Raw genomic sequence first — 23,115 nt, 5'->3', positions numbered from 1 at the left:
GAGATCAGTTGCTGCTGTCGACCAGCGTACGGGCGTCCACCACCTTGTCACGGTAGGCCTCGAAGATGCGGCGCAGCGCCTGTTCCATCGTCACCTCGGGCTTCCAGCCCAGTTCGTCGATCGTGTTGTCGATCTTCGGCACGCGATGCTGCACGTCCTGGTAGCCCTTGCCGTAGAACTCGCCCGACGACGTCTCCACGATCTGCGTCTTGCGCGCTTCCTCGGCGTACTCAGGGTAATCGGCCGCCATCTTCAGCATCATCTCGGCCAGCTCGCGCACCGAGTGGATGTTCTTCGGGTTGCCGATGTTGAAGATCTTGCCGCTTGCCACGCCATCCTTGTTCTCGATGATCCGCATCAGCGCCGAGATGCCGTCCGAGATATCGGCAAACGCCCGCTTCTGCGCGCCGCCATCGACCAGCTTGATCGGCTCGCCGCGCACGATATGGCCCAGGAACTGCGTCACCACGCGCGACGACCCTTCCTTCGATTCGAAGATCGAGTCCAGCCCCGCGCCGATCCAGTTGAACGGGCGGAACAGCGTGTAGTTCAGGCCCTGCTCCATGCCGTAGGCGTGGATCACGCGGTCCATCAGCTGCTTGGAGCAGGCGTAGATCCAGCGCGGCTTGTTGATCGGCCCGTAGATCAGCGGCGAGGCCTCGGGGTCGAATTCCTCGTCGGCGCACATGCCGTAGACCTCCGAGGTCGACGGGAACACCAGGTGCTTGCCGTACTTCACGGCGCTGCGCACGATCGGCAGGTTGGCCTCGAAGTCCAGCTCGAACACGCGCAGCGGGTTGCGCACGTACGTGGCCGGCGTGGCGATGGCCACCAGCGGCAGGATCACGTCGCACTTGCGGATGTTGTACTCCACCCACTCCTTGTTGATGGTGATGTCACCCTCGGARAAGTGCATGCGCGGATGGTTCACCAGGTCGCCCAGGCGGTCCGACGACATGTCCATGCCGTAGACCTCCCACTGCGTGGTTTCCAGGATGCGGCGCGTCAGGTGGTGGCCGATGAAGCCGTTGACGCCAAGAATCAGGACCTTTTTCATCGGTTTCCTTTCAAGACTGTGCAGGGATGATGTTCTGGAATTCGGCTGCGGAGACCGGGCTGGCGTGGTCGGCACTGCTGCCTTCCAGCAGTTGCATCACGCGCAGCGCGCCCCCGTCGCCACAGATGGCGACGATACGGCCATCCAGTACGTGCAGACCGGGCCGCAGCCCCGCCGGTGCCGTGCCGCCTTCAAGACGACGGGCCTGGGCCACGATAAAGCGGCGTCCGGCGATGTCCGTGAACGCGCCGGGGTAGGGCGGCGCCACGGCGCGGATCAGATTGTAGACGGCGGCAGCGGGCTGGCTGAAGTCGATGCGGCCGTCCTCGGGCTTGCGGCCCGAAAAATAGCTGCCGTCGGCCAGGCGATTGGGCCGCTTGGGCGTCTGGCCGGCCTTCATGGCGGGCAGCGCACGCCACAGCGTCTGCTCTGCGGCTACGGTGACCTTTTCGAAGACCTGGCCGGCCGTGTCGTCGGGCAGGATCGGCACCGACGTCTGGTCGACGATATACCCGGCGTCGGGCTTGGCCTCCATCGCGTGCAGCGTGGCGCCGGTTTCGGTTTCGCCGTGCAGCACCGCCCAGTTCACCGGCACGCGGCCGCGGTACTTGGGCAGCAGCGAGCCATGCATGTTGAAGGCACCGTGTGGCGCAATGGCCAGCACGTCGGCCGGAATCATGGCGCGGTAGTAGAACGAGAAGATCACATCGGGTCTGGCCGCGCGCACCGCATCGGCCAGGGCCGGGTCATTGGGGTCTTCGGCATACAGGAACGACAGGTTCAGCTCGGCCGCGGTGTCCGCCACGCGCTGGAACCAGATGTTCTCGTCGGGCCGGTCGCGGTGCGTGACCACCAGGGCCACGTCCACGCCCTGCGCGTGCAGCACGCGCAGGCAACGGTCGCCGACATTGTGATAGGCAAAGACTACGGCGCGCACGATACCTCCGGCTTGCTGCCTTGCAAGGGGTCGCGTTCCAGCACCGCCTGGATGCGGTAGCGGGGGCGGTCGCGCACTTCCTGGTAGATCCGGCCGATGTATTCGCCCAGCAGGCCGATGCCGAACAGCATGATGCCGATCAGGAAGAACGTGAAGGCGAACAGCGTGAACACACCCTGCACTTCCGACCCGAAGATGAAGCGGCGCACGAGCAGTATCACGAACAGGCCCGCCGACGAGATCGACAGCATGGTGCCGATGGCCGAGAACCACTGCAGCGGCACGATCGAGAAGCCGGTCACCAGGTCGAAATTCAGCCGGATCAGCTGGTACAGCGAGTATTTCGATTCCCCCGCGTGGCGCTGTTCGTGTCCCACCTCGATTTCGACCGGGTTGGACGCGAACGTATAGGCCAGTGCCGGAATGAACGTGTTGACTTCGCGGCACGCGTTGATCGTATCGATGATGTTGCGGTCGTAGGCGCGCAGCATGCAGCCCTGGTCCGTCATCTTGATCTTGGTGATCCGCTCGCGCAGGCGGTTCATGGCGCGCGACGCGTAGCGGCGCCAGGCGGTGTCGTTGCGCTGGCGGCGGATGGTGCCCACGTAGTCATGGCCCTTGCGCATCTCGGCCACCAGGCGCGGGATTTCCTCGGGCGGGTTCTGCAGGTCGGCGTCCAGCGTGATCACGATACGGCCGCGCGTGTGCTCGAAGCCGGCCAGGATGGCCATGTGCTGGCCAAAGTTGCCGTTGAACAGGATGACGCGCGTGACGTCCGGGCGCTTGTGGTACTGGGCGGCCAGCATTGCGGGCGAGCGGTCCACGCTGCCATCGTTGACGAAGATCACCTCGTACGATTCGCCCATGCCGTCCAGTGCCGGGTACACGCGGTCGAACAGCGCCTGCAGCCCGTCTTCCTCGTTGTAGACGGGGATGACGACCGAGACCTCGACAGGACTTAGTGAGAGAGACGTTTGCATGTTTCGCTAAGAGTTGCACAGACCCGCTCCACGTCGGCGGCCTGCATCGCGGGGAACAGCGGCAGCGTGACGATGCCACGGCCGATGCGTTCGGCATGCGGGAGCATGCCTTCGCGCCAGCCGAGCGAGCGGAAATAGGTAAACAGATGAACGGGCGGGTAGTGGACGCCAGTCCCCACGCCTTGCTCGCGCATCGCTTCCATCACGAGCTTGCGCGCGTCGGCCGGGCCGCCGCGCAGGCGCTCCGTGGGCAGCACCACCTGGAACATGTGCCAGTTCGTGGTGGCCACGGCGGGGTCCAGCGGCAGCGGCAGTTCGATACCCAGGTCCGTCAGGCCGGCCTGGGCCGCGCACCGGAAATAGGTCTCGGCCAGCTCTGCGCGGCGTGCGGTGATGGCGTCCAGGGTCTTCAGCTGCGCCAGGCCGATGGCCGCGTTGACGTCGGTCAGGTTGAACTTGCCGCCCGGTTCCTCGACATCCATGCCGTCCATGCCGGTACGAATCACGCCCTGCAGACGCAGCCGCTCGGCGCGCCGGGCTTCTTCGGGGGTGTTCATGACCAGGCAGCCACCTTCGACGGTGGTGATGTTCTTGTTGGCCTGGAAGCTGAAGCTGACGAGATCGCCGAACGCGCCAATGCGCTGGCCGCGCCAGCGCGAGTCGATGGCCTGCGCGGCGTCTTCGATCACGCGGAGGTTATGGCGCTTCGCGATGGCATAGAGGCGATCCATGTCCACGGGCAGCCCGGACAGGTAGACCGGCATGATCGCGCGCGTGCGCGGTGTGATGGCGGCTTCGACCGCGTCGAGGTCGATATTGCGCGTCACCGGGTCGATGTCGACGAACACCGGCCGTGCGCCGACCGTCAGCACCACGTTGGCGGTGGCGACCCAGGTGATAGGCGTCGTGATGACTTCGTCCCCGGGGCCGATATCGGCGATGCGCAGCGCGATTTCCATCGTGGCCGAGCCATTGGAAAACGTGCGCACCGGACGGCCGCCAAACAGTTCGGACAGCGCAGCTTCAAACGCCTGCACCTTGGGGCCGGACGTGATCCAGCCCGACGCCAGCACCTTGCCGACCTCGGCAATGGTGGCGTCATCGATCTGGGGGCGTACGAAGGGGAGGAAATCCTGCGGAGCGGAAGCGGTCATGGTCGGTCAGGAACGGGCAATCAGAAACACGCCGGCAAGGATCAGCATGATGCCGGCCACGCGCAGCGGGCCAATCATTTCGCCGAACAGCCACCAGGCAGCCAGCGCGTTGACCACGTAACCCAGCGACAGCATGGGATAGGCAATCGACACGTCCACGCGCGACAGGCCGATGATCCAGACGCCGACGCTGATGACATAGCAGGTCAGTCCGGCGATGACCGGCCATTGCGTCAGCACCCGGAAGGCCGTGGTCAGGATGGTGGCGCGCTCGATCGTGATGGCGCCCACGGCATTGGTGCCGGCCTTGAGCAGCAGTTGGGCACAGGCGTTGAGCAGTACCCCGGTGAAGATAAAGGCAAAAGTCGAAAGATTCATCGGGTATTTCCGGCTTCCTGGGCCGGCAGCGGGAAATTGCTGGCGACGACACGTCGCACATCGCGTGCCACGACGTAGAGCGGCACATGCTGTGCCACCAGGCTGTCATAGGTGTCCGGCGACATGATACCGATCGCCGGCTGGCCGTCCTTCCATTTGGCGACAAATGCGTCCATGGTCGGAATCCACTTGTCCGGCTCCTGCTGCGTGCCGAACTCCAGTTCGTCAGGCGCGGCGACCATCGTCAGCGTGCGGCCCAGGTAGAAAGGCAGGGTGTGATCCAGCATGCCCACGCCGTAGATCGGCATGTTGTCCTTCAGCACGGCCTCGATGGCTGGCAGCATGTCCACGCCCGACGCCCGGCGGCCCATCACCTCATGGCCGAGCAGCCCGATCGTGCACGTCAGGAACATCGACAGCGCAAACGCGGCCACGCTCGGAAACACGCCGCGCGTGCGCAACAGCCGGCGTGCCAGCAGCATGCCGGCCAGCAGTACGGCAAACGCCACACCAATATAGACGGCGAAGGCGCGGAACACTTCATTCGGATTGGTTTCGCGATCCAGCGTGGCCACTACCGGTGCGGCCAGCAGGCCCACCACGGCGAGGAGCAGCAGAGCATTGATCTGGCGATTCCACGAGCGGTCGCTGATCTGGTCCAGCGCCACGGCCGCCAGTATGGCCAGCGCCGGGAACACCGGCACGATATAGCCGGGCAGCTTCGACCCCGACATGCTGAAGAAGACAAAGATGGCCGCGAACCACACCAGGCACATCAGCGCCGGCTGGAACGGCTTGCCGCCCGCGCCGCGCTGGGCGCCGGCCCTGTCGCGCACCACTTCCCACATGCGCGGCACCAGGCCGAGCCAGGGCAGCATGCCGGCCAGTAGCAGCGGCACGAAATACCAGACCGAACCCTTGCGAGAGTGCACCGTGGACGTATAGCGGTCCCAGTGCTCGTGAATAAAGAAAAAGTGAGGAAATTCGGGGTTCTTCGTCGAAATCAGCCAGAACCAGGGCACCGTGACCACCAGCATGGCGAAGATGCCGGTCGGCAGATGCAGGCGTCGCCACAGGCCGAGATCGCGTGTCAGCAGCGTATAGACCGCCAGCACCAGGCCGGGCAGGGCGATGCCGACCAGGCCCTTGGTCAGGATGGCGACCCCCATGGCGACCCAGCACGCTAGCATCCAGGCGCGGCGGGCGCCGGGCCGCGTGTCGGGGTGCTGGGCCAGCAGCATGCAGCCCAGCACGCAAGCCAGGGCGCCAGACAGCGTCATGTCCAGCGAATTGAAATGGCCGGCCACGCTCCACATCGGCATGGCCAGCATGACCAGGCCCGCCAGCAGCCCGGCGCGGCAGCCGAACCAGCGCGCGGTGGCCAGCATCGTCACGCCCAGTCCAACAATGCCCGACAGCGCCACGCACAGCCGGGCCTGCCAGTCGCCCACGCCGAACAGTTCGTAGGCAATGGTCGTCACCCACATATGGAATGGGGGCTTTTCGAAGTATTTCAGGGCGTTGTAGCGGATCGTCACCCAATCCCCGGTGACGAACATCTCGCGCGAGATCTCGGCGTATCGGCCTTCGTCCGGTCGCAGCAAATGGCGGTAATCGAGCGTGCCAAACCAGACCAGCAGCACGGCGAGCACGACGAACACAACCATGCCGACAGGCAGCCCGGCTTGGCGCGTGGGCGAAGAACTACGCATATTTCTCCTGAAATGGCCGGGGTCCCGGAGGCTGTTCCTGCATTCGCCTTGTGACGAACACCCCACAACGCGGGACGCCCCGTCCCGGTGGACACGAACGACGCGGCGGGCTGCGCCTCGCGCCAAGGCCCGCAAAAGGCGGGGTCCGGAGGCCAGTTTTCGGGCAAGGCGACCGCTACGGGCGCGCAATGGTAGCACGAGCGCATTTCCCGCCTCGCCGTTTTGGCTCGCAAAGGGCGCCGGGCTTGAACTTGGGGGCGTTTCCGCCGCGCCGATTTCGCGTAATACTTGCGCCATTCCGGCACTTGCCTGGCAGAAACCGACCCTGCCTCCGCCGGCCCTCGATACGGACGATCGCCATGAGACCGGCGTTGCTGGTGTGGTTGCTGACAGGAGTGATGAACGCGGCATTTGGGCAGGCGTCGGCCCCCGATGCTGCGCCGGTGTCGGGCATGTCGCCACCGATGCCCGGCGGCGCGGTGCTTTGCGACGCGCCCTGGTTCCGCTCGGGCTCCCGCGTGCAGCTGGAGGGCGACGGCTCCATGCCGATGTCCATCACGATGACCTTGCGCGACGTCATGCGCACCGCCCGCGGCTGCAGCGCCCAGCTGGAAGTGCGCTCGAAGTCGGCACTGTCGGCCTTGATGGGCCCGCCCGTCGTCATGGATCAGGTCCACGAGATCAATATCGACCGTAACGCCGCCACGGCACGCACGCGAATCGACAGCCGCAATGCCGTGATCAATGCCCGTGCCCGCTACGCGCGCATGTTCGGCGAGGCGTCGTTCAACGGCAGCGGTGTGTTCAACTATGCGGGCCTGGAGATCAAGGAAGGCGCCACGCTGGACGGAGAGTCCTTCCAGTCCAGCGTGTCGCTCAAGATCTATCCGCTGGGCAAGGATGAAGTCGTGGGCACGATGCAGGCCCTGCACGCGTCGATCATCGTCGGCTCGCGCCACGTGGGCCGCAAGCAGATGATCAACACGGTCATGGGCCGCAAGGAGTGCATGCCCATCACCTACGAGAAGCGCACCTCGCTGGGCCCCCTGATGGTGGGCGACGAACTGCTGCAGCTCGAACCGAGCGTGCTGCACGTGACGGACTGGTACTGCCCCATGGAGGCATTCGTGTTGCGCACGGAAATCCGGCAGAACAACGAGGTGCAGCGGGTGGACGTGACGGCGCTGGAAATGTTGCCGGAGGAGGGGCAGTAAATCGGCATCGGCGTTGACCGCGCTGTCATGCGGGGCTAAAATCACGCGCAAACTACGTGCAAGCGGGTGCGAAACCGTAGCGCCGCCTGGGTAACCAGGTCCCACCTGGAGTGGGAATTTTGCCGCAAGGCAGATAGAGATCCCCGCCTACAACGGCTGCCACTGGCAGCCGTTGGTCTTTCTTCTTCAAGGACGAATGGGCCTGCCTTCATAGGCCGCCCTCAGTAACGTCCGTAGCCTGACCTTTCTCCCTTCTTTCTGCGCCCGGGTCAGGCCGCTGTCGAGCAGATATGCCGATTGCGCGCGCAGGATCATTCGCCCTTTGCGACGTGCGTCGCGCTCGACGGTGAAAAACATCGCATAGATGGCGTTTGCGTGGCCGTCGGGCAGCGCACGCCATGTCATGAAATTTCGGCGACGTGCCTGGGCGATGATGATGTGTTGCTTGGGCAAGCTCAGAACGAGGCCACGTAGCCATTGCCGGGACAGGGCATAGCGGGAGGGGTCCAGCAATCGTTGTTCCCGCGCATCGCGGAACACGTCCTCAGAGGGAATGTGACAAGCTTCGGCGGCGGCGCCCGGGAGTCCCCGCGTGAAACAGTGGCAGGAAAAGATGACCACCACGGTGACTTCGAAACCAATATGGCTCCTGAAGGCGAAGGAATCGAGATGACCCAGATCCCATCGGGTGCCGCGGAACTGTACGCCCGCAAATCGGTGGCGGCAGTCGTCAGGCGGATCGATTTCTTTCAGGCACTCTGCATCTTCGACCATGATGTGCCGCGCTTCTGGTAGAGGAAGCTGCACATTGTAGGAAGGAAGAATGCGAGAAAATCACCCTGGTGCATACTGATGCACAAAATCAGAAAGGAGCCCAAGGGCTCCTTTTTTGTGTCTGAATGCCTGGCGCTCAATTCCCTTGCGCTGGCTTCTTCGCCGGGGCCTTTTTCGATTTCGACTGCTTCGGGGCGGCGGTGGACTGGTCGGTCAGGTCCGCACGGGTGCTCTTGTTCGCGCCCTGGGAATACGGGTCGAACTTGTCGCCGGACTTGGCGCCCTGGCTGTAGGTGTCGAACTTCTCGCCCGACTTGGCGCCCTGGCTGTAGGTGTCGAACTTCTCGCCCGACTTGGCGCCCTGGGAATACGGGTCGAACGACTTCTTGTCCTGTGCGATGGCAGCCACGGATGCAGTGGCCAGTCCCAGCGCGACGGCGGTGGCGATCAATTGCTTCATGGAAATCTCCTCTGAGTTGCCGCCCGGGGCAGTACTTGTCGATGGCGGTCGCGTTGTGGCTGGTCCTACCGGACGGTAGAACCAGGCTCAGGCCAGTGTGGACAAGGCCGCAAAGGGCGTCAACTCAGGGCTTTTCCGGGGAGATGCACGGAAAATGCTTATTCCGTCACAGCGTCGGAAGGGTGTTTCCAGGCTTGCAGTACTTCGGTCGAAGGCGCCAGCGCCAGGTTGGTGCCGCGTGTGCCGATCGGTTGCTGGAACCAGCGTTTCTGCAAGGCGGCGGCGTCGGGGCTGGCGAACGTCCTGGCCAGTGTCTGGTCTACCAGCTGCTTCCACTCGGGATCGGCCTTCGACATCATCAGCGCGTTCTGTTCCACCGACAGGGCCGGGCCGACGATCACGTACTGGGACGGGTCCTTCGACTTGGCGCGCAGGCCGGCCAGCAATACGTCGTCCATCACAAACGCCTGGGCGCGTCCCGTTTCCAGCAGCAGGAACGATTCCCCGTGATCCTTGGCGTAGACGTCACGGAAGCCGTATTCGCTCTTCAGGCGGCGCACGTGGCGGTCGCCCGTGGAACCGGCACTGGTTACCACCGTCTTGCCGCGCAGGTCATTGAACGACTTGATGCCGGAATCGGCGCGCACCAGCATGCGCACGGTGGAAACATAGTGCGACACACTGAAGGCCACCTGCTTCTGGCGCTCCAGCGTGTTGGTGTTCGGTGCGCAATCCAGGTCTGCCAGGCCGTTGACCATGGCGGGAACACGATTCTGGGGCGTCAGCGGCAGCCAGCGCACCTTCAGGTCTTTCAGTCCCAGCTTCTGTTTGGCCGCCTCGGCCACGCGCAGGCACAGGTCCACCGCATAGCCGGCGGGCTGGCCCTTGTCGTCGGCGAACGAGAACGGCAGGGCCGATTCACGATAGCCGAGCGTGATCGTGCCGGTATCGCGGATCTTGTCTAGCACGGGGCTAGGGCTCTGTGCGTGGACGACCGGCACGACGGCGGCGGCCAGGGCAACCCCAGCGATCAGGCGGCGGAGGGCGGGAAAAGCGACAGACTGGAACATGTTCGAGGGTGAGGCAGGGGCACGGAAAGACGCAAGGGTATACCCCCAGGGATCGGGCACGAAGAATTTGTTTCTTATTAGCTAATGCCCGAGAGTAGTGCAATGAAAGTTGCCTTTTCGCCACGTCCGTAACCCGATTTACAAGCGTTACGGTGCGGGTTACCAGCCCATCGACGGACGAATGCACCGATGCGGGTACAATTCGGCCCACTTTGTACCCCCGCAAATAACAAATGAGCCCCCGTCCTTCCCGTCTGGCGTGTGTAGACGCTCTGAAGGCGGTCAGCTCGCAGCTGATCGTATTGCACCACCTGGCGTTCTATGGACCGATGTCCGATGCTGCCCAGACCCTGGCGCCCGGCCTGATCGGCTGGCTGGCCGACTACGCGCGCATTGCCGTGCAGGTTTTCCTTGTCATCAGCGGCTTCCTGGCCGCCCGCAGCCTGGCCCCAGGCGGCCGTCTGACCGTGGCGAGCCCCCTGCAGACCATCTGGCGCCGCTATCAGAAGCTGGTGGTGCCGTTTGCCGCGGCCATCCTGGTGGCGATTGCCGGTGCCGCCATCGCGCGCACCTGGATGCAGCACGATTCCATTCCGGCCGCGCCGCACGTGGCGCAATTCGTGGCGCATGTGCTGCTGCTGCACAACATCCTCGATGTGGACGCGTTGTCCGCCGGTGTCTGGTATATCGCCATCGACTTGCAACTGTTCGCGCTGATGGTGCTGGCGCTGTGGCTGGCACGCGCCGTGGCCCGCAATGGGCTGCCGCTAGGCGTGCCGATGGTGGGCGTGCTGGCGATGGCCTCGCTGTTCTGGTTCAACCGCGATGCCGCTTGGGACATCTGGGCCCTCTATTTCTTTGGCGCTTATGGCATGGGATCGCTGGCCTACTGGGCGTCGAATCCGGGCCGCTCGGTCATGCCGCTGCTGGCGCTGGCCGCGATTGGAATGGCCGCGCTGGTGGTGGACTTCCGCCTGCGGATCGCGGTGGCGCTGGGCACGGCGCTGCTGCTGGCCGTCTCGCGTCGTGGCGGCTGGCTGGAAAGCTGGCCCGCCGGGCGCCTGACCGCGTACTTCGGCCGCATTTCGTATTCGGTATTCCTGGTGCACTTTCCGGTCTGCCTGGTGGTCAATGCGGTGGTCACCCACCTGGTGCCGGGCCGGCCCGTGCTCAACGCGCTGGGCATGGGGCTGGCGTGGGTCGCCAGTAACGTCGCCGGCGCGCTGTTCCACCGTTATGTGGAGGCCGCCAGCCCGGTGCGTGCGCTGGTGAACTGGCTGACGGCCGATCTGCCCCAGTGGGGACGCGGGCGCCTCGGTCATCGGGCGGAAGGCTGATCATCCCGCCATGCCAACGCCAGAACGGCACGTTCGACCGAACGTGCCGTTTTTGTTGGTGCCGGCGCAAGATTCGGGGTGGCGCCGGAATCCGGTGCGCGCTGCACCGGGATGTACCGCACGCGCCCTGCGAGGCGCCGGATTCAGGCACGCCGCCGGTGCGTACGGGATGCCACCGACGGTAACAACCCCACTTGGGCGTTGGCATGAACGTTGCCTACTATGAACACATAAACCTGACCATCTGGTCAGGATTCGTGTTCCGGTTTCATACCGGGGAGGCGACCATGTCCGACCATATCGTCCTGACCTCGCATGCGCGGCGCGACAAGCCGGCCGAGCCGATCCACTGGGGCGCGCCGACGGCGGCCGAGCGGGGGCCCGTGATCGCCAGCCTGACCGACCCGACCCAGCGCAACGTGATTGGCACGCACGCCGGGGCCTATGCGATCTACCGGGCGCTGGCCGTGGCCTCGGGCAGCCTGCAGCGCGCGCATCGCCCCGACCTGACGGACACCGCGCCGGCCGAGCCGATCGGTCCCCATGCGCAGTGGGGCGACCCCGACAAGATCGTATCGCTCGATCCGTGGGGCCATCTGGTATCGACGGTCTTTGCCGACCGCATTGCCGCCGGGTTCGACATCCGGCCCACCATCGCCATCACGCGCGCCCATATCAACATGCCGGAATTGCTGGCCGCCATCACGGCGGGCCGCCTGGCCCCGGATGGCGACATCCTGTATCCCAACGGCGATGTGCGCGTCACCAAGGCTGCCATCGATCCGGTCTGGTACCTGCCCGGCATCGCGCGCCGGTTCGATATCAAGGAAAGCGTCCTGCGCCGCAGCCTGTTCGAGCAGACTGGCGGCATGTTCCCGGAACTGGTCACGCGGCCGGACCTGAAGGTCTTCCTGCCGCCTATCGGCGGCATGACGCTCTATTTCTTTGGCGATATCAGCAAGCTGGGCCAGCCAGAGACCAGGGTGGCCTGCCGCGTCCACGACGAATGCAATGGCTCGGACGTATTCGGATCGGACATCTGCACGTGCCGGCCCTACCTGGCGCATGGCATCGAAGTCTGTATCGAGATGGCCCAGCAGGGCGGCGTCGGGCTGGTGGTCTATAACCGGAAGGAAGGCCGCGCGCTGGGCGAGGTGACCAAGTTCCTGGTCTACAACGCACGCAAGCGCCAGGTAGGCGGCGACCGCGCCGAAACGTATTTCGCGCGCACCGAGTGCGTGGCGGGCGTGCAGGACATGCGCTTCCAGGAACTGATGCCCGATGTCTTTCACTGGCTCGGGATCCGGCGGATCGACCGCTGGGCCTCGATGAGCAACATGAAGCATGGCGCGCTGACGGCGCAGGGGATCGAGGTGGTGGAGCAGGTGCCCATCCCCGAGGCGCTGATCCCGGCCGATGCACGCGTGGAAATCGATGCGAAGGTGGCGGCGGGTTACTTCACCAGCTACACGCCGCCGGATGCCAACGAACTCGCCCTGGCAAAGGGCAGGGGGTTGAACGAATGAACGAGTATTCCGCAGGAGGTACGACCGGACACGAACCCGGCGCGGGCAGCGGCTGGCACAGCCCGGTGCCGCCCGGTCATCCCGCTTCCGCGCTCCTGAGCGGCGAAGCGGTGCGCACGCATTGCGCGGTCGTGACCGAATTCGTCGCATCCGGCGAATCTGAACTGTTTACCTGGCACCCGGACCGCATCCACGCGATTGCGGACTACGTGGCCGCCACCATCCGCCGGCGCTACCCGGATCTCCAGGTGCCTTACCACAGCCGCTGGCGCCATTTCGAGAGTGGCGGGCCGGGGCAGGAATCGATCAACCGCTGGCAGATCCTGTGCGAGCGCGCCGGCATGTCGGGCGCCGACCATTGTGCCGAGCGGGCGCGCATCGGCATCGACCTGGTGATCCCGAGCGTGCTGCTCGATGCGGGCGCAGGCCCCGACTGGCGCTATCGCGACCCGGCCAGCGACATGATGCTGACGCGCTCCGAAGGGCTCGGCGTGGCCAGCTTCGACCTGTTTGCCCGGGGCGGCTTCTCGGCCGAATCGGGCGACCCGCTGCGTGCCGATGCCGAGCGGCTGGCCCGTATCGATGCCTCGACCATCGCCACGGCTTTCCAGGTGGCGCAGCACAACCCGCTGGTGGGCCTGGAAGGGCGTGCCGGCCTGCTGCGGCGGCTGGGCGAGGTCATGCAGGCCACCCCGGCAGTCTTCGGCACGCCGGCGCGGCTGGGCAACCTGTTCGACTACCTGGCTGCGCATGCGAAGGACAACCGCATCGAGGCCGGCTTCGTGCTGCGCACGCTGCTGGTGGCGCTGGGCCCGGTCTGGCCGGGACGTGTGCAGATCGATGGTGTGTCGCTCGGTGACTGCTGGCGGCATCCGGCAGCGCCCGGGGGGCTGGTGCCATTCCACAAGCTCACGCAGTGGCTGACCTATTCGCTGCTGGAGCCGCTGGAGGATGGCGGCCTGGTGGTGGTGGGGCTCGACGCGCTGACCGGGCTGCCCGAATACCGGAACGGCGGGCTGCTCTATGACTTTGAGCTGACCGTGCCGCGCGACGGCGATTTCGCCAGCCGGACCCATACCGTGGACGAACCCGAGATCGTCGAGTGGCGCGCACTGACCGTGACGGGGCTCGACCTCGTGGCCGATGCGGTGCGCCAGGCGCTGGGTCTCAAGGAAGAGGACTTTCCGCTGGCGCGCGTGCTGGAAGGCGGCACGTGGGCGGCGGGCCGCCGCATCGCGGCACAGCGCCGGCCGCCGGGCGGGCCGCCGCCCTTCGCGATCCAGAGCGACGGCACGGTGTTCTAGCGGCAACACCGCATTGCACGGCAGTCCTGACAGACAGGCAGCCACAGCGTGGCGGGCCCCGGGGCCCGTCGCGCCCGGCCAGGCGAATTTCGGATGACCAAGGAGCGCACCATGAACGACATGTCGGACGTACCCACGGCCGTCCAGGCCTTTGCCGAAACGGAAGCCAGCGCGGCGCCCGCCGTGATGGTGGTCAACCATCCGCTGGTCCAGCACAAGGTCACGCTGGTGCGCAGCGAGGAGACCACCACCGACAACTTCCGCCGCCTGGTGCGCGAGATCAGCCAGTTGCTGACCTACGAAGCCACGCGCGACCTGGCCATGGAGACCATCGCCATCAAGACGCCCATCGCGCCGATGCAGTCGCCGGTACTGTCGGGCAAGAAGCTCTGCCTGGTGTCGATCCTGCGGGCCGGCAACGGCTTCCTGGACGGCATGCTGGACCTGCTGCCGGCGGCGCGCGTGGGGCATATCGGCCTGTATCGCGACCCCGAGACGCTGGAGCCGATCGAGTACTACTTCAAGATGCCCGAGGATATCCAGGAGCGCTTCGTGATCGTGGTGGACCCGATGCTGGCGACCGGCAACTCGGCCATCGCGGCGATCAACCGGCTCAAGGAGGCCGGGGTGACCACCATGAAGTACGTCTGCCTGATCGCCTCGCGTCCGGGGCTGCGCGCGCTGCAGTCCGCCCACCCCGACGTGGCCATCGTTACCGCCGCCATCGACAGCGAGCTGAACGAGCACGGCTACATCGTGCCGGGCCTTGGCGATGCCGGCGACCGGCTCTACGGCACAAAGTGATGGACGCCCTGGCGCGCGCGCCGTCGCCGGCGCGCGGCATCGAGCCCCGGTCCGGTCCGCCCGGCGGCCGCATCCGGCAGGAAAACGAGGCGCTGATCGTGCGCGCGGCCGAGTACGTCTTCGCGCGGGCCGGCTTTGCCGGGGCCACCATGGCCGATATTGCCGCCCGCGCGGGCGTGCCCAAGTCGAACCTGCACTACTACTTCCGGACCAAGCAGGTGCTGTATCGCGCCGTGCTGGCGCACACGCTGACGCTGTGGCTGTCCGAGACCGACATCATCAGCGCCGAGCACTCGCCACGGCTGGCGCTGGAGCAGTACATCCGCGCCAAGATGCGCCTGTCGGCGAGCCATCCCGATGCGTCCCGCGTGTTCGCCAACGAATTGCTGCACGGCGCGCCAGAGATCGGCAACGTCCTGCGCCAGGCCCTGCGCGAACTGGTGGCGCGCAAGGCGATGGTGATCCGGGCGTGGATCGAGGGCGGCCAGATGGCGCCGGTGGACCCTTACCACCTGTTCTTCACGATCTGGGCCGCCACCCAGACCTATGCCGACTTCGAGGCGCAGGTGTGCGCCGTGCTGGGCGTGAGCCAGCTTGACGCCGACGACTTCGAGCACGCCACCGAGCATCTGGTGGCCTTGCTGCTGCGGGGCTGCGGGCTGCAGGCACCCGACCCCGACCCGGAGCGCGCCTGAGCCGGGCGCCTTCCGTCCCACCACAACCATCAACCACGCGCCATGGGCGCACACAACGCAGAAAAAGGGGAGTGAAGTCATGCACAAGGGAAGCGATCGTCGCACCTGGCTGAAAGCCGCAGCGGTGGCCACTGCGCTGGCCGCCATGGGTCTGCCGGCTGGCGCGCAGGCGCAGTCGAAGATCAAGGTGGCTGCGGTGTACACGGTGCCCGTGGAGCAGCAGTGGGTGTCGCGCATCCACAAGGCGCTCAACGAGGCCAAGTCGCGCGGCGAGATCGACTACGTGTTCTCGGAGAGCGTGTCGAACGCCGACTACGAGCGCGTGATGCGCCAGTACGCCGAGCAGGGTAGCGGCCTGATCGTCGGCGAGTCGTTCGCCGTGGAAGGCGCGGCCCGCAAGGTGGCCAAGGATTATCCGAAGACGGCCTTCCTGATGGGCTCGTCGGGCAAGCCGCAGGCCCCGAACTTCTCGGTGTTCGACAACTACATCCAGGAACCGTCGTACCTGACCGGCATGATTGCGGGCGGCATGACCAAGACCAACCACATCGGCATGGTGGGTGGCTACGCGATCCCGGAAGTCAACCGGCTGATGCACGCGTTCATGGAGGGCGCCCGCGAGGTGAACCCGAAGGTGAAGTTCACGGTCAGCTTCATCGGCTCGTGGTTCGACCCGCCCAAGGCCAAGGAAGCCGCATTCGCCATGATCGACAAAGGCGCCGACGTGCTCTATGCCGAGCGTTTCGGCGTGTCGGACGCCGCCAAGGAGCGCGGCAAGCTGGCCATCGGCAACGTGATCAACACCCAGCCGCAGTACCCGGCCACGGTGGTGGCATCGGCGCTCTGGAACATGGAGCCGACCATCGCGGCCGCGCTGGCCAAGGTCAAGGCCGGCCAGTTCAAGAACGAGGACTACGGCCAGTATTCGCTGATGAAGTTCAAGGGCGCGGAACTGGCGCCCCTGGGCACTTTCGAGGGCAAGGTGCCGGCCGATGTGATGGCCAGGGTCAAGGCAAAGGAGAAGGCGATCCTCGACGGCAAGTTCACCGTCAAGGTCGTGGAGACCGAGCCGAAATCGACGCCGTAACGCCGCTGGCGCAGGGCGCGCAGGGCCCCGTCCGGCTGGACGGGGCCGCTTTATTTCCTTCTGTCTGATTCCGAAACGCAATGCCCCAGGAACCGCCGGTGCTCCGGCTCTCGCACATCACCAAACGGTTTGGCCCGCTGCTGGCCAACGACGATATCTCGCTGGACCTGCATCGTGGCGAAGTGCTGGCCCTGCTCGGCGAAAACGGCGCCGGCAAGAGCACGCTGGTCAATATCCTGTTCGGGCACTACATCGCCGACGCAGGCAGCGTGGAGGTGGACGGCGTGGCGCTGCCGCCCGGCAATCCGCGCGCGGCGCTGGCGGCCGGCGTGGGCATGGTCCATCAGCATTTCACGCTGGCCGACAACCTGTCGGTGCTCGACAACATCCTGATTGGCACCGAGCCGCTCTGGCGCTGGCGCCAGCAGCGTGGCGCCGCGCGGGCGCGTATCGACGATCTGGCGCGGCGCTTCGGGCTGGCGGTGCAGCCGCAGGCGCGGGTCGGGTCGCTGTCGGTCGGCGAGCGCCAGCGCGTGGAGATCATCAAGGCGCTCTATCGCGGCGCGCGGGTGCTGATCCTCGATGAGCCCACGGCCGTGCTGACGCCGCAGGAGGCCGACAGCCTGTTCGCCACGCTGGGGCAGCTGATTGCCGAAGGGCTGTCGGTCATTTTCATCAGTCACAAGCTCGACGAGGTACTGCGCGTCTCGCACCGCGTGGCGGTGCTGCGCGGCGGCCGGCTGGTCGCGGAGCGCCGTGCGGACACCACCGGCAAGGCGGAACTGGCCGAACTGATGGTCGGGCGCCGCGTGGAGATGCCCACGCGCAAGGCCGGCCTGGCTGGCGGCGAGATTGTCGCTGCGCTGGATCGGGTCAGCGTGGCGCCCGTGGCCGGCCGGCAGGGCCTGCGGGACGTGACGCTCGACCTGCACGCCGGGGAAATCGTCGGCATCGCCGGGGTCTCGGGCAATGGACAGGTGGCGCTGGCCCAGTTGATGAGCGGCGTGGTGGCGGCATCGTCGGGCAGCGTCCATGTGTGTGGCGTGGCGCTGCCGGCATCGCCCCGGCGGTGGATCGGGGCCGGCGTGGCGCGCATTCCGGAAGACCGGCACGCTGAAGGCGCGGTGGGTGATCTGGCCGTGTGGGAGAACGTCATCATCGAGCAGCTTGGCAATCGGGCCTTCGTGCGGGGCGGCGTGATCCGGGGCGCGGCGTCGCGGCGCTTTGCCGGCGAACTGGCGAGCCGGTTCGATGTGCGCGGCGGCGGCATCGACGTGCCGACGCGCACGTTGTCTGGCGGCAACATGCAGAAACTGATCCTCGGCCGGGCGTTCTGGGTGCGCGGCGCGCAGGCGCCGGCGCTGGTGGTGGCCAGCCAGCCAACCTGGGGCCTCGACATCGGCGCGGTGGCGTACGTGCGCGGCCAGTTGCTCGATGCCGCGGCGCGGGGCGCGGCCGTGCTGCTGATTTCGGAAGATCTCGATGAACTGATGGCGCTGTCGGACCGCATCGCCGTCATCCACGCCGGCCGGCTGAGCGCGGCCCGCGCCACGCCGGCATGGACGCTCGGCACGCTGGGCCTGGCCATGGCCGGGGCCGACGATGCCCACACGCAGGTGGAGGTGGCCCATGCGGCTTGAAGCCCGGACCGCGGTGTCGCGTACCGCCCTGGTGATGGCGCCCGTGGGCGCGATTGTGGTCACGCTGCTGATCTGTGCGCTGCTGGTGTCGCTGGCCGGCGCGCCTGTCGGCAAGGCCTACCTGCTGCTACTGGAAGGCGGCTTTGGTTCGCGCTTTGCGTGGTCCGAGACGCTCACCCGCGCCACGCCCCTGATCCTGACAGGCCTCGCCGTGGCCGTGGCGTTCCGCACGCGGCTGTTCAATATCGGCGCCGAGGGCCAGCTTTACCTGGGGGCGCTGGCGGCCGTGGCCGTGGGCGGGCAGGTGGATGGCGCGGCAGCGCCGTGGGCTGCGTCGTTGCCCAATGGCGTGCTGTTTGGTCTGATGGTCGCGGCCGGCATGCTGGCCGGCGCCTTGTTGCTGCTGCTGCCGGCGCTGCTCAAGCTCAGGCTGGGTGTGGATGAAGTGGTCACCACGCTGCTGCTCAATTTCATCGTGCTGCTGGGCGTCTCGCTGATGCTCGACGGGCCGATGAAGGACCCGCTGGCGATGGGCTGGCCGCAGTCCGTCGCCCTGGTGCCGGAACTGGAACTGGGCCGGCTGATGGAACGCTCGCGCGTGCATAGCGGCCTGCTGGCCGCCGTGGGCCTAGCCCTGCTGGTGTGGGCGATCAACCGGTTCACGGTCTTTGGGCTGCAGATGCGCGCCGTGGGCGCCAACGCCCGCGCGGCGGCATTCGCGGGCATGTCGGTAACACGCGTGACGCTGGTGGCAGCGGCGCTGTCCGGCGCGCTGGCGGGGCTGGCCGGCGTGGTGGAGGTGGCAGGGCGCACAGGCTATCTCACGCTCGACATGTCGCCGGGGTACGGCTATACGGGCGTGGTGATCGCCATGCTGGCGGGCCTGCATCCGGTGGGCGTGGTGGCATCGGCCATCTTCGTGGCGGGCATCCTGGTGGGCGCGGACGGCATGAGCCGGGCCGTTGGCGTGCCCAACACGATTGCCGATGTCATCGTGGCGGTGGCGCTGCTGTCCATGCTGGTGGCGACCATGCTTGCACGCTATCGCCTGCGTTTCGACCGGATCGGGAAGGTGGCCTGATGGAACTGTTCGATATCGTGGCCGGCGCCCCGTTCTGGATTGCCGTGCTCCGCGTGGCCACGCCGCTGATCTTCGGCACGCTGGGCGTGCTGCTGTGCGAACGCGCCGGCGTGCTGAACCTGGGCATCGAAGGCATCATGGTGGCCGGGGCTTTTTCCGGCTGGCTGGCGGTGTACCACGGGGCGCCGCTGTGGGGCGGCGTGGCGGCGGCGGCCGGGGTGGGGCTGGTGTTCGGGCTGCTGCATGGCTGGCTGACGGTATCGCTGGCGCTGTCGCAGCATGTGGCGGGGCTGGGCGTGACCATGCTTGCCACCAGCGTGTCGTACTACGCCTACCGGCTGGGCTTTGCGCAGGTCTCGACCCCGCCGACGATCACGCCGTTCGCGCCGATGACGTGGTGGGCCGACGTGCCGCTGGTCGGCACGGTGATGGCGGCCGAAACGGCGCTGACGCTGCTGGCGCTGCTGATGGCGCCGGTGCTGGCCTGGCTGCTCTATCGCACGCCGCTGGGGCTGGCGCTGCGCATGGTCGGCGAGAACCCCGCCGCCGCCGAGGGGCAAGGCATCCGCGTGGGGGCGGTGCGGATCGGAGCGATCATGGCCGGGGCGGCGTTGATGGCTGTGGGGGGCGCGTTTCTCACGCTGTCGGCCTTCAATGCGTTCTTCTTCAACATGATCAATGGCCGGGGCTGGATCTGCGTGGCGCTGGTGGTATTCGCATCGTGGCGGCCGGGGCGGGCATTGCTGGGCGCACTGCTGTTCGCGGCATTCGATGCGCTGCAGCTGCGCCTGCAACAGGGTGGGGCCAGCCTGCCTGGCCTGCCGGCGCTGCCGTACCAGGTCTACCTGATGCTGCCTTATATTCTGTCGATCCTTGCGCTGGTGCTGGTGGCGCGGCGCGCGGCCTATCCCCAGGCGCTGATGAAGCCGTACCGCAAGGGCGAACGCTGAACTATCCGGAAAAAGAATCCCATGTTCGATACCATCCTGCGTCACTGCAACCTGCCCGATGGCCGTACCGACGTCGACATCGGCATTTCCGCCGGCCGGATCACGGCGGTCGAGCCCCGGCTGGCGGCCACGGCAGGCGACGAGATCGACGCGGCGGGCCAGCTGGTGTCGCCACCGTTCGTCGATGCCCATTTCCATATGGACTCCACGCTGTCGTATGGCCTGCCGCGCGTGAACCAGTCCGGTACGCTGCTGGAGGGCATCGCGCTGTGGGGTGAGCTCAAGCCGCTGCTGACGCAGGACGCCATTGTCGAACGCGCGCTGGCCTATTGCGACTGGGCCGTGGCCAAGGGGCTGCTGGCAATCCGGTCTCACGTGGACGTCTGCGATCCGCGCCTGCTGGCTACCGAGGCGCTGCTGCACGTGCGCGACCGCGTGAAGCCGTACCTCGACCTGCAACTGGTGGCGTTTCCGCAGGACGGCGCGCTGCGCGCGCCCGGCGCGCTCGACAACCTGCGGCGCGCGCTGGACATGGGCGTGGACGTGGTCGGCGGCATTCCGCATTTCGAGCGGACCATGACCGATGGCGCCGCGTCGGTGAAGCTGCTGTGCGAAGAGGCTGCCCAGCGGGGGCTGCGTGTGGACATGCACTGCGACGAAAGCGACGACCCGATGTCACGCCATATCGAGACGCTGGCCAGCGAATCGGTGCGGCTCGGGCTGCAAGGGTGGGTCACGGGGTCGCACCTGACGTCGATGCACTCGATGGACAACTACTACGTGTCGAAGCTGCTGCCGCTGATGCGCGAGGCGGGCGTGGCCGCCATCGCCAATCCGCTAATCAACATCACGCTGCAGGGCCGGCACGACACCTATCCGAAACGTCGCGGCATGACCCGGGTGCCCGAGCTGCTGGCGGCCGGCATCCCCGTGGCGTTCGGGCACGATTGCGTGATGGACCCCTGGTACGGCCTGGGCTCCGGCGACATGCTGGAGGTGGCGCACATGGGGCTGCACGTGGCGCAGATGACGGGGCAGGACGCGATGCGCGCCTGCTTCCGGGCCGTGACCGAAACGCCCGCGGCCATCCTGGGGCTGGACGGCTACGGCGTGGCCCCCGGCTGCCGCGCCGACCTGGTGCTGCTGCAGGCGCGCGATCCGGTCGAAGCCATCCGGCTGCGGGCGACGCGGCTGCTGGTAATGCGGGCGGGCAAGGTCGTCGCGCGCACCGCGCCGGCCACCGCCACGCTGTCGCTTCCCGGCCGGCCAGCGGAAGTCGACTTCGGGCTACATCGCGGCCAGGTTTTTTGAAGTTTCTGCGAGAGGGGTGTTGACAGGATGCGTGTCACTCAGCATAATCACGTTCTTCGCATCGCCGCAGCAATGCAGTGAAACGAAGCCCAGATGGCGGAATTGGTAGACGCACTAGGTTCAGGTCCTAGCGGTGGCAACACTGTGGAGGTTCGAGTCCTCTTCTGGGCACCAATTCAAGACCCCGCTCAACGAGCGGGGTCTTTTCATTTGTACGCCCAGAAAGGGCAGTCCCTGCGGACTGCCCGAGGGGACTCGAAAAGCTCGCGCCTGCAGGCGCGAGCCGGGGTCGCGCACGGGTGACCGAGTCCTCTTCTGGGCACCAATTTTGAAAGCCCTGCTCATCGAGCAGGGCTTTTTCATTTCTGGACCAGAAAGGGCAGTCCCTGCGGACTGCCCGCGGGGACTCGAAAAGCTTGCGCCTGCAGGCGTGAGCCGGGGTCGCGCACGGGTGACCGAGTCCTCTTCTGGGCACCAATTCAAGACCCCGCTCAACGAGCGGGGTCTTTTCATTTGTACGCCCAGAAAGGGCAGTCCCTGCTTTTTCATTTCCCCAGTCTCTCCTGAATTTGGCGAGTTGCCCGGCTCGTCCGACATCATCTCTCTCAGCCGCGCTCTCCGCCTTTTAGCGGGCGGCACACCCCACATTCGCCTCTAACCATCGCGCGGCCTTTGACCTATGCTCAAGCTGATCGGGCATGGTCCATACAACGCCCGACGAGGTGGTTGCCATGTCCGTACAGTTGATGTGCGGGAGAGAGGAGCGTGCCGGACGGTTGTCTGGCAGGGCGCATGTCGCCCGCCTGCATGCGGGGCACCCCCGTCTCCCCCTGTGTTTCGTACTTGCGCTGCTGGCCTGCGCCGTGGTTCATGCCGAGGAGTCCCTGGACGGCATGTCAGGGCGTGATGCACTGCAGTTCGTGCAGGACGCGCGCGCCCGGGATACACCGCCGCCCGACCAGGCCGCACCACCAGCCATGCCGGAAGACACCGCGCTATCGGTCGTGCCGCCGCGCATGGTGATCGGCAACGACGACCCCGACCTGCCGATTCCCGTCCATGCATCGCGGACGTCTCCGGAATCCGCGCCCGAGGCGGAGCCCATCTCCATCAATCTGGCAAGCATCGATCGTGTCGTGGAGCGATTCAACAGTACGCCCCGGACACCGCTCGTCCATGTTGAAGATGCGACGACCGCCACTGGCCTCGTCGACAGCCGTGCGCGCAGTATGGCCGTGGCGCTCGACGCGCCGTTGTCGCGCAGCGGCATGGGCCTGACGCTGCAATCGCGGGTGGAAATGGCTTATCGGCCAGGCATGGCGCCCGTGCCCAGTAACTGGGATGCGCCGCCCGGCGAGGTCAGTGCCACGGGGCTGGCCGTGCGGCTCTACGGCTCCAAGCCGACGCGGCTGAGCGGTGTCTATCCGTTCGTCGAGGCCGACTGGTGGCAGGACAACCGGGCGAAAACCATCAACATCAATGGCACACGCATCGATACCGATCTGCTGCGCGGTCTGTTCTCGTTCAACATCGGCGCGCACAGCAGTTCCACCACGGGCCTGCGGCTCTGGATGAAGGCACGCGCCGGACGCAACGCGGGCGGGACAGTGGGTGCCCGATACCGGTGGTAAACAGAGATGGCAG

General features: G+C 66.4%; 21 protein-coding genes and 1 tRNA gene. 13 read left to right on the top strand and 9 right to left on the bottom strand.

The window, feature by feature from the left end; translation table 11 throughout:
* Positions 1–4: 4 nt before the first annotated feature.
* The 6 genes from D9X30_RS09455 to D9X30_RS09430 are packed head-to-tail and all read right to left on the bottom strand — an operon-like array spanning position 5 to position 6,218.
* A complete protein-coding gene (locus D9X30_RS09455) occupies positions 5–1,057 on the bottom strand; it encodes a bifunctional UDP-4-keto-pentose/UDP-xylose synthase (protein ID WP_249640925.1) in 1,053 nt (350 codons plus the stop codon).
* A gap of 10 nt (positions 1,058–1,067) precedes the next feature.
* A complete protein-coding gene (locus tag D9X30_RS09450; RefSeq protein ID WP_249640924.1) occupies positions 1,068–1,994 on the bottom strand; it encodes a formyltransferase in 927 nt (308 codons plus the stop codon).
* Positions 1,982–2,974: a glycosyltransferase gene (locus tag D9X30_RS09445; RefSeq protein ID WP_153949532.1), complete on the bottom strand. Its 993-nt coding sequence runs from the start codon at positions 2,972–2,974 to the stop codon at positions 1,982–1,984. The genes D9X30_RS09450 and D9X30_RS09445 overlap by 13 nt, the downstream gene beginning before the upstream one ends.
* Positions 2,953–4,128, bottom strand: coding sequence for a DegT/DnrJ/EryC1/StrS family aminotransferase (locus D9X30_RS09440; protein WP_153949531.1), 1,176 nt, complete (start codon positions 4,126–4,128; stop codon positions 2,953–2,955). The genes D9X30_RS09445 and D9X30_RS09440 overlap by 22 nt, the downstream gene beginning before the upstream one ends.
* Before the next feature lie 6 nt (positions 4,129–4,134).
* The gene (locus D9X30_RS09435; RefSeq protein WP_066739936.1) at positions 4,135–4,506 is read right to left on the bottom strand and encodes a DMT family transporter; all 372 of its coding nucleotides are present in this window, start codon (positions 4,504–4,506) and stop codon (positions 4,135–4,137) included.
* Positions 4,503–6,218 carry a glycosyltransferase family 39 protein gene (locus D9X30_RS09430; protein WP_153949530.1) on the bottom strand — a complete coding sequence of 572 codons (1,716 nt, stop codon included), beginning with the start codon at positions 6,216–6,218 and terminating at the stop codon, positions 4,503–4,505. The genes D9X30_RS09435 and D9X30_RS09430 overlap by 4 nt, the downstream gene beginning before the upstream one ends.
* Before the next feature lie 398 nt (positions 6,219–6,616).
* On the opposite strand from D9X30_RS09430, the gene D9X30_RS09425 reads away from it, so the two are divergent.
* On the top strand, positions 6,617–7,432 hold the full coding sequence (locus tag D9X30_RS09425) for a hypothetical protein (RefSeq protein WP_228771051.1): 816 nt from the start codon (positions 6,617–6,619) through the stop codon (positions 7,430–7,432).
* A 186-nt stretch (positions 7,433–7,618) separates the two neighbouring features.
* Here D9X30_RS09425 and D9X30_RS09420 read toward each other — a convergent pair whose 3' ends face one another.
* The 3 genes from D9X30_RS09420 to D9X30_RS09410 form a co-directional block, all read right to left on the bottom strand.
* Positions 7,619–8,206: a YjaZ family protein gene (locus D9X30_RS09420; RefSeq protein WP_153949528.1), complete on the bottom strand. Its 588-nt coding sequence runs from the start codon at positions 8,204–8,206 to the stop codon at positions 7,619–7,621.
* Between the two features lie 136 nt (positions 8,207–8,342).
* Positions 8,343–8,666, bottom strand: a complete 324-nt coding sequence (locus D9X30_RS09415) for an amino acid ABC transporter permease (RefSeq protein ID WP_153949527.1) — start codon at positions 8,664–8,666, stop codon at positions 8,343–8,345.
* Positions 8,667–8,824: 158 nt separating this feature from the next.
* The gene (locus D9X30_RS09410; RefSeq protein WP_153949526.1) at positions 8,825–9,736 is read right to left on the bottom strand and encodes an amino acid ABC transporter substrate-binding protein; all 912 of its coding nucleotides are present in this window, start codon (positions 9,734–9,736) and stop codon (positions 8,825–8,827) included.
* A 233-nt stretch (positions 9,737–9,969) separates the two neighbouring features.
* Between D9X30_RS09410 and D9X30_RS09405 the strand changes: the two genes are divergently transcribed.
* From D9X30_RS09405 to D9X30_RS09350, 12 genes are all read left to right on the top strand, one after another.
* Positions 9,970–11,073 (top strand): acyltransferase family protein, encoded by a 1,104-nt coding sequence (locus D9X30_RS09405; RefSeq protein ID WP_153949525.1) that lies wholly within the window; start codon positions 9,970–9,972, stop codon positions 11,071–11,073.
* Between the two features lie 287 nt (positions 11,074–11,360).
* Positions 11,361–12,599: a GTP cyclohydrolase II gene (locus tag D9X30_RS09400; protein WP_153949524.1), complete on the top strand. Its 1,239-nt coding sequence runs from the start codon at positions 11,361–11,363 to the stop codon at positions 12,597–12,599.
* A complete protein-coding gene (locus D9X30_RS09395) occupies positions 12,596–13,903 on the top strand; it encodes a URC4/urg3 family protein (protein ID WP_153949523.1) in 1,308 nt (435 codons plus the stop codon). Before D9X30_RS09400 ends, D9X30_RS09395 begins: the two co-directional genes overlap by 4 nt.
* Before the next feature lie 111 nt (positions 13,904–14,014).
* A complete protein-coding gene (gene upp, locus D9X30_RS09390; protein WP_153949522.1) occupies positions 14,015–14,707 on the top strand; it encodes a uracil phosphoribosyltransferase in 693 nt (230 codons plus the stop codon).
* Complete coding sequence (locus D9X30_RS09385; protein WP_153949521.1) at positions 14,707–15,402, top strand: TetR/AcrR family transcriptional regulator; 696 nt, start codon at positions 14,707–14,709, stop codon at positions 15,400–15,402. Before upp ends, D9X30_RS09385 begins: the two co-directional genes overlap by 1 nt.
* A gap of 145 nt (positions 15,403–15,547) precedes the next feature.
* The gene (locus D9X30_RS09380; RefSeq protein WP_228771054.1) at positions 15,548–16,489 is read left to right on the top strand and encodes a BMP family protein; all 942 of its coding nucleotides are present in this window, start codon (positions 15,548–15,550) and stop codon (positions 16,487–16,489) included.
* Between the two features lie 80 nt (positions 16,490–16,569).
* Positions 16,570–18,129 carry an ABC transporter ATP-binding protein gene (locus D9X30_RS09375; RefSeq protein WP_153949519.1) on the top strand — a complete coding sequence of 520 codons (1,560 nt, stop codon included), beginning with the start codon at positions 16,570–16,572 and terminating at the stop codon, positions 18,127–18,129.
* Positions 18,119–19,210: an ABC transporter permease gene (locus D9X30_RS09370; RefSeq protein ID WP_153949518.1), complete on the top strand. Its 1,092-nt coding sequence runs from the start codon at positions 18,119–18,121 to the stop codon at positions 19,208–19,210. The genes D9X30_RS09375 and D9X30_RS09370 overlap by 11 nt, the downstream gene beginning before the upstream one ends.
* Positions 19,207–20,160: an ABC transporter permease gene (locus D9X30_RS09365; protein ID WP_153949543.1), complete on the top strand. Its 954-nt coding sequence runs from the start codon at positions 19,207–19,209 to the stop codon at positions 20,158–20,160. The genes D9X30_RS09370 and D9X30_RS09365 overlap by 4 nt, the downstream gene beginning before the upstream one ends.
* A gap of 21 nt (positions 20,161–20,181) precedes the next feature.
* Entirely contained in the window at positions 20,182–21,471 is a 1,290-nt protein-coding gene (locus tag D9X30_RS09360) for an amidohydrolase family protein (protein ID WP_153949517.1), read from the top strand.
* 87 nt (positions 21,472–21,558) lie between these two features.
* Positions 21,559–21,645: transfer RNA gene (locus D9X30_RS09355), tRNA-Leu, on the top strand.
* Positions 21,646–22,202: 557 nt separating this feature from the next.
* Positions 22,203–23,102 carry a hypothetical protein gene (locus tag D9X30_RS09350; protein WP_153949516.1) on the top strand — a complete coding sequence of 300 codons (900 nt, stop codon included), beginning with the start codon at positions 22,203–22,205 and terminating at the stop codon, positions 23,100–23,102.
* The last annotated feature ends 13 nt before the right edge of the window (positions 23,103–23,115 follow it).

It is taken from the genome of Cupriavidus sp. U2, from assembly GCF_009663685.2.
GTDB classification, from domain to species: Bacteria; Pseudomonadota; Gammaproteobacteria; order Burkholderiales; family Burkholderiaceae; genus Cupriavidus; species Cupriavidus necator_C.
This window is presented reverse-complemented; position numbering and strand designations above follow the sequence as displayed.

Bases quoted from the DNA above. Each gene is read 5' to 3' on its own strand.
- D9X30_RS09445 (WP_153949532.1), bottom strand. From the start codon at position 2,974: ATGCAAACGTCTCTCTCACTAAGTCCTGTCGAGGTCTCGGTCGTCATC.
- D9X30_RS09440 (WP_153949531.1), bottom strand. From the start codon at position 4,128: ATGACCGCTTCCGCTCCGCAGGATTTCCTCCCCTTCGTACGCCCCCAG.
- D9X30_RS09435 (WP_066739936.1), bottom strand. From the start codon at position 4,506: ATGAATCTTTCGACTTTTGCCTTTATCTTCACCGGGGTACTGCTCAAC.
- D9X30_RS09430 (WP_153949530.1), bottom strand. From the start codon at position 6,218: ATGCGTAGTTCTTCGCCCACGCGCCAAGCCGGGCTGCCTGTCGGCATG.
- D9X30_RS09425 (WP_228771051.1), top strand. From the start codon at position 6,617: ATGAACGCGGCATTTGGGCAGGCGTCGGCCCCCGATGCTGCGCCGGTG.
- D9X30_RS09420 (WP_153949528.1), bottom strand. From the start codon at position 8,206: ATGGTCGAAGATGCAGAGTGCCTGAAAGAAATCGATCCGCCTGACGAC.
- D9X30_RS09415 (WP_153949527.1), bottom strand. From the start codon at position 8,666: ATGAAGCAATTGATCGCCACCGCCGTCGCGCTGGGACTGGCCACTGCA.
- D9X30_RS09410 (WP_153949526.1), bottom strand. From the start codon at position 9,736: ATGTTCCAGTCTGTCGCTTTTCCCGCCCTCCGCCGCCTGATCGCTGGG.
- D9X30_RS09405 (WP_153949525.1), top strand. From the start codon at position 9,970: ATGAGCCCCCGTCCTTCCCGTCTGGCGTGTGTAGACGCTCTGAAGGCG.
- D9X30_RS09400 (WP_153949524.1), top strand. From the start codon at position 11,361: ATGTCCGACCATATCGTCCTGACCTCGCATGCGCGGCGCGACAAGCCG.
- D9X30_RS09395 (WP_153949523.1), top strand. From the start codon at position 12,596: ATGAACGAGTATTCCGCAGGAGGTACGACCGGACACGAACCCGGCGCG.
- upp (WP_153949522.1), top strand. From the start codon at position 14,015: ATGAACGACATGTCGGACGTACCCACGGCCGTCCAGGCCTTTGCCGAA.
- D9X30_RS09385 (WP_153949521.1), top strand. From the start codon at position 14,707: ATGGACGCCCTGGCGCGCGCGCCGTCGCCGGCGCGCGGCATCGAGCCC.
- D9X30_RS09380 (WP_228771054.1), top strand. From the start codon at position 15,548: ATGGGTCTGCCGGCTGGCGCGCAGGCGCAGTCGAAGATCAAGGTGGCT.
- D9X30_RS09375 (WP_153949519.1), top strand. From the start codon at position 16,570: ATGCCCCAGGAACCGCCGGTGCTCCGGCTCTCGCACATCACCAAACGG.
- D9X30_RS09370 (WP_153949518.1), top strand. From the start codon at position 18,119: ATGCGGCTTGAAGCCCGGACCGCGGTGTCGCGTACCGCCCTGGTGATG.
- D9X30_RS09360 (WP_153949517.1), top strand. From the start codon at position 20,182: ATGTTCGATACCATCCTGCGTCACTGCAACCTGCCCGATGGCCGTACC.
- D9X30_RS09350 (WP_153949516.1), top strand. From the start codon at position 22,203: ATGTCCGTACAGTTGATGTGCGGGAGAGAGGAGCGTGCCGGACGGTTG.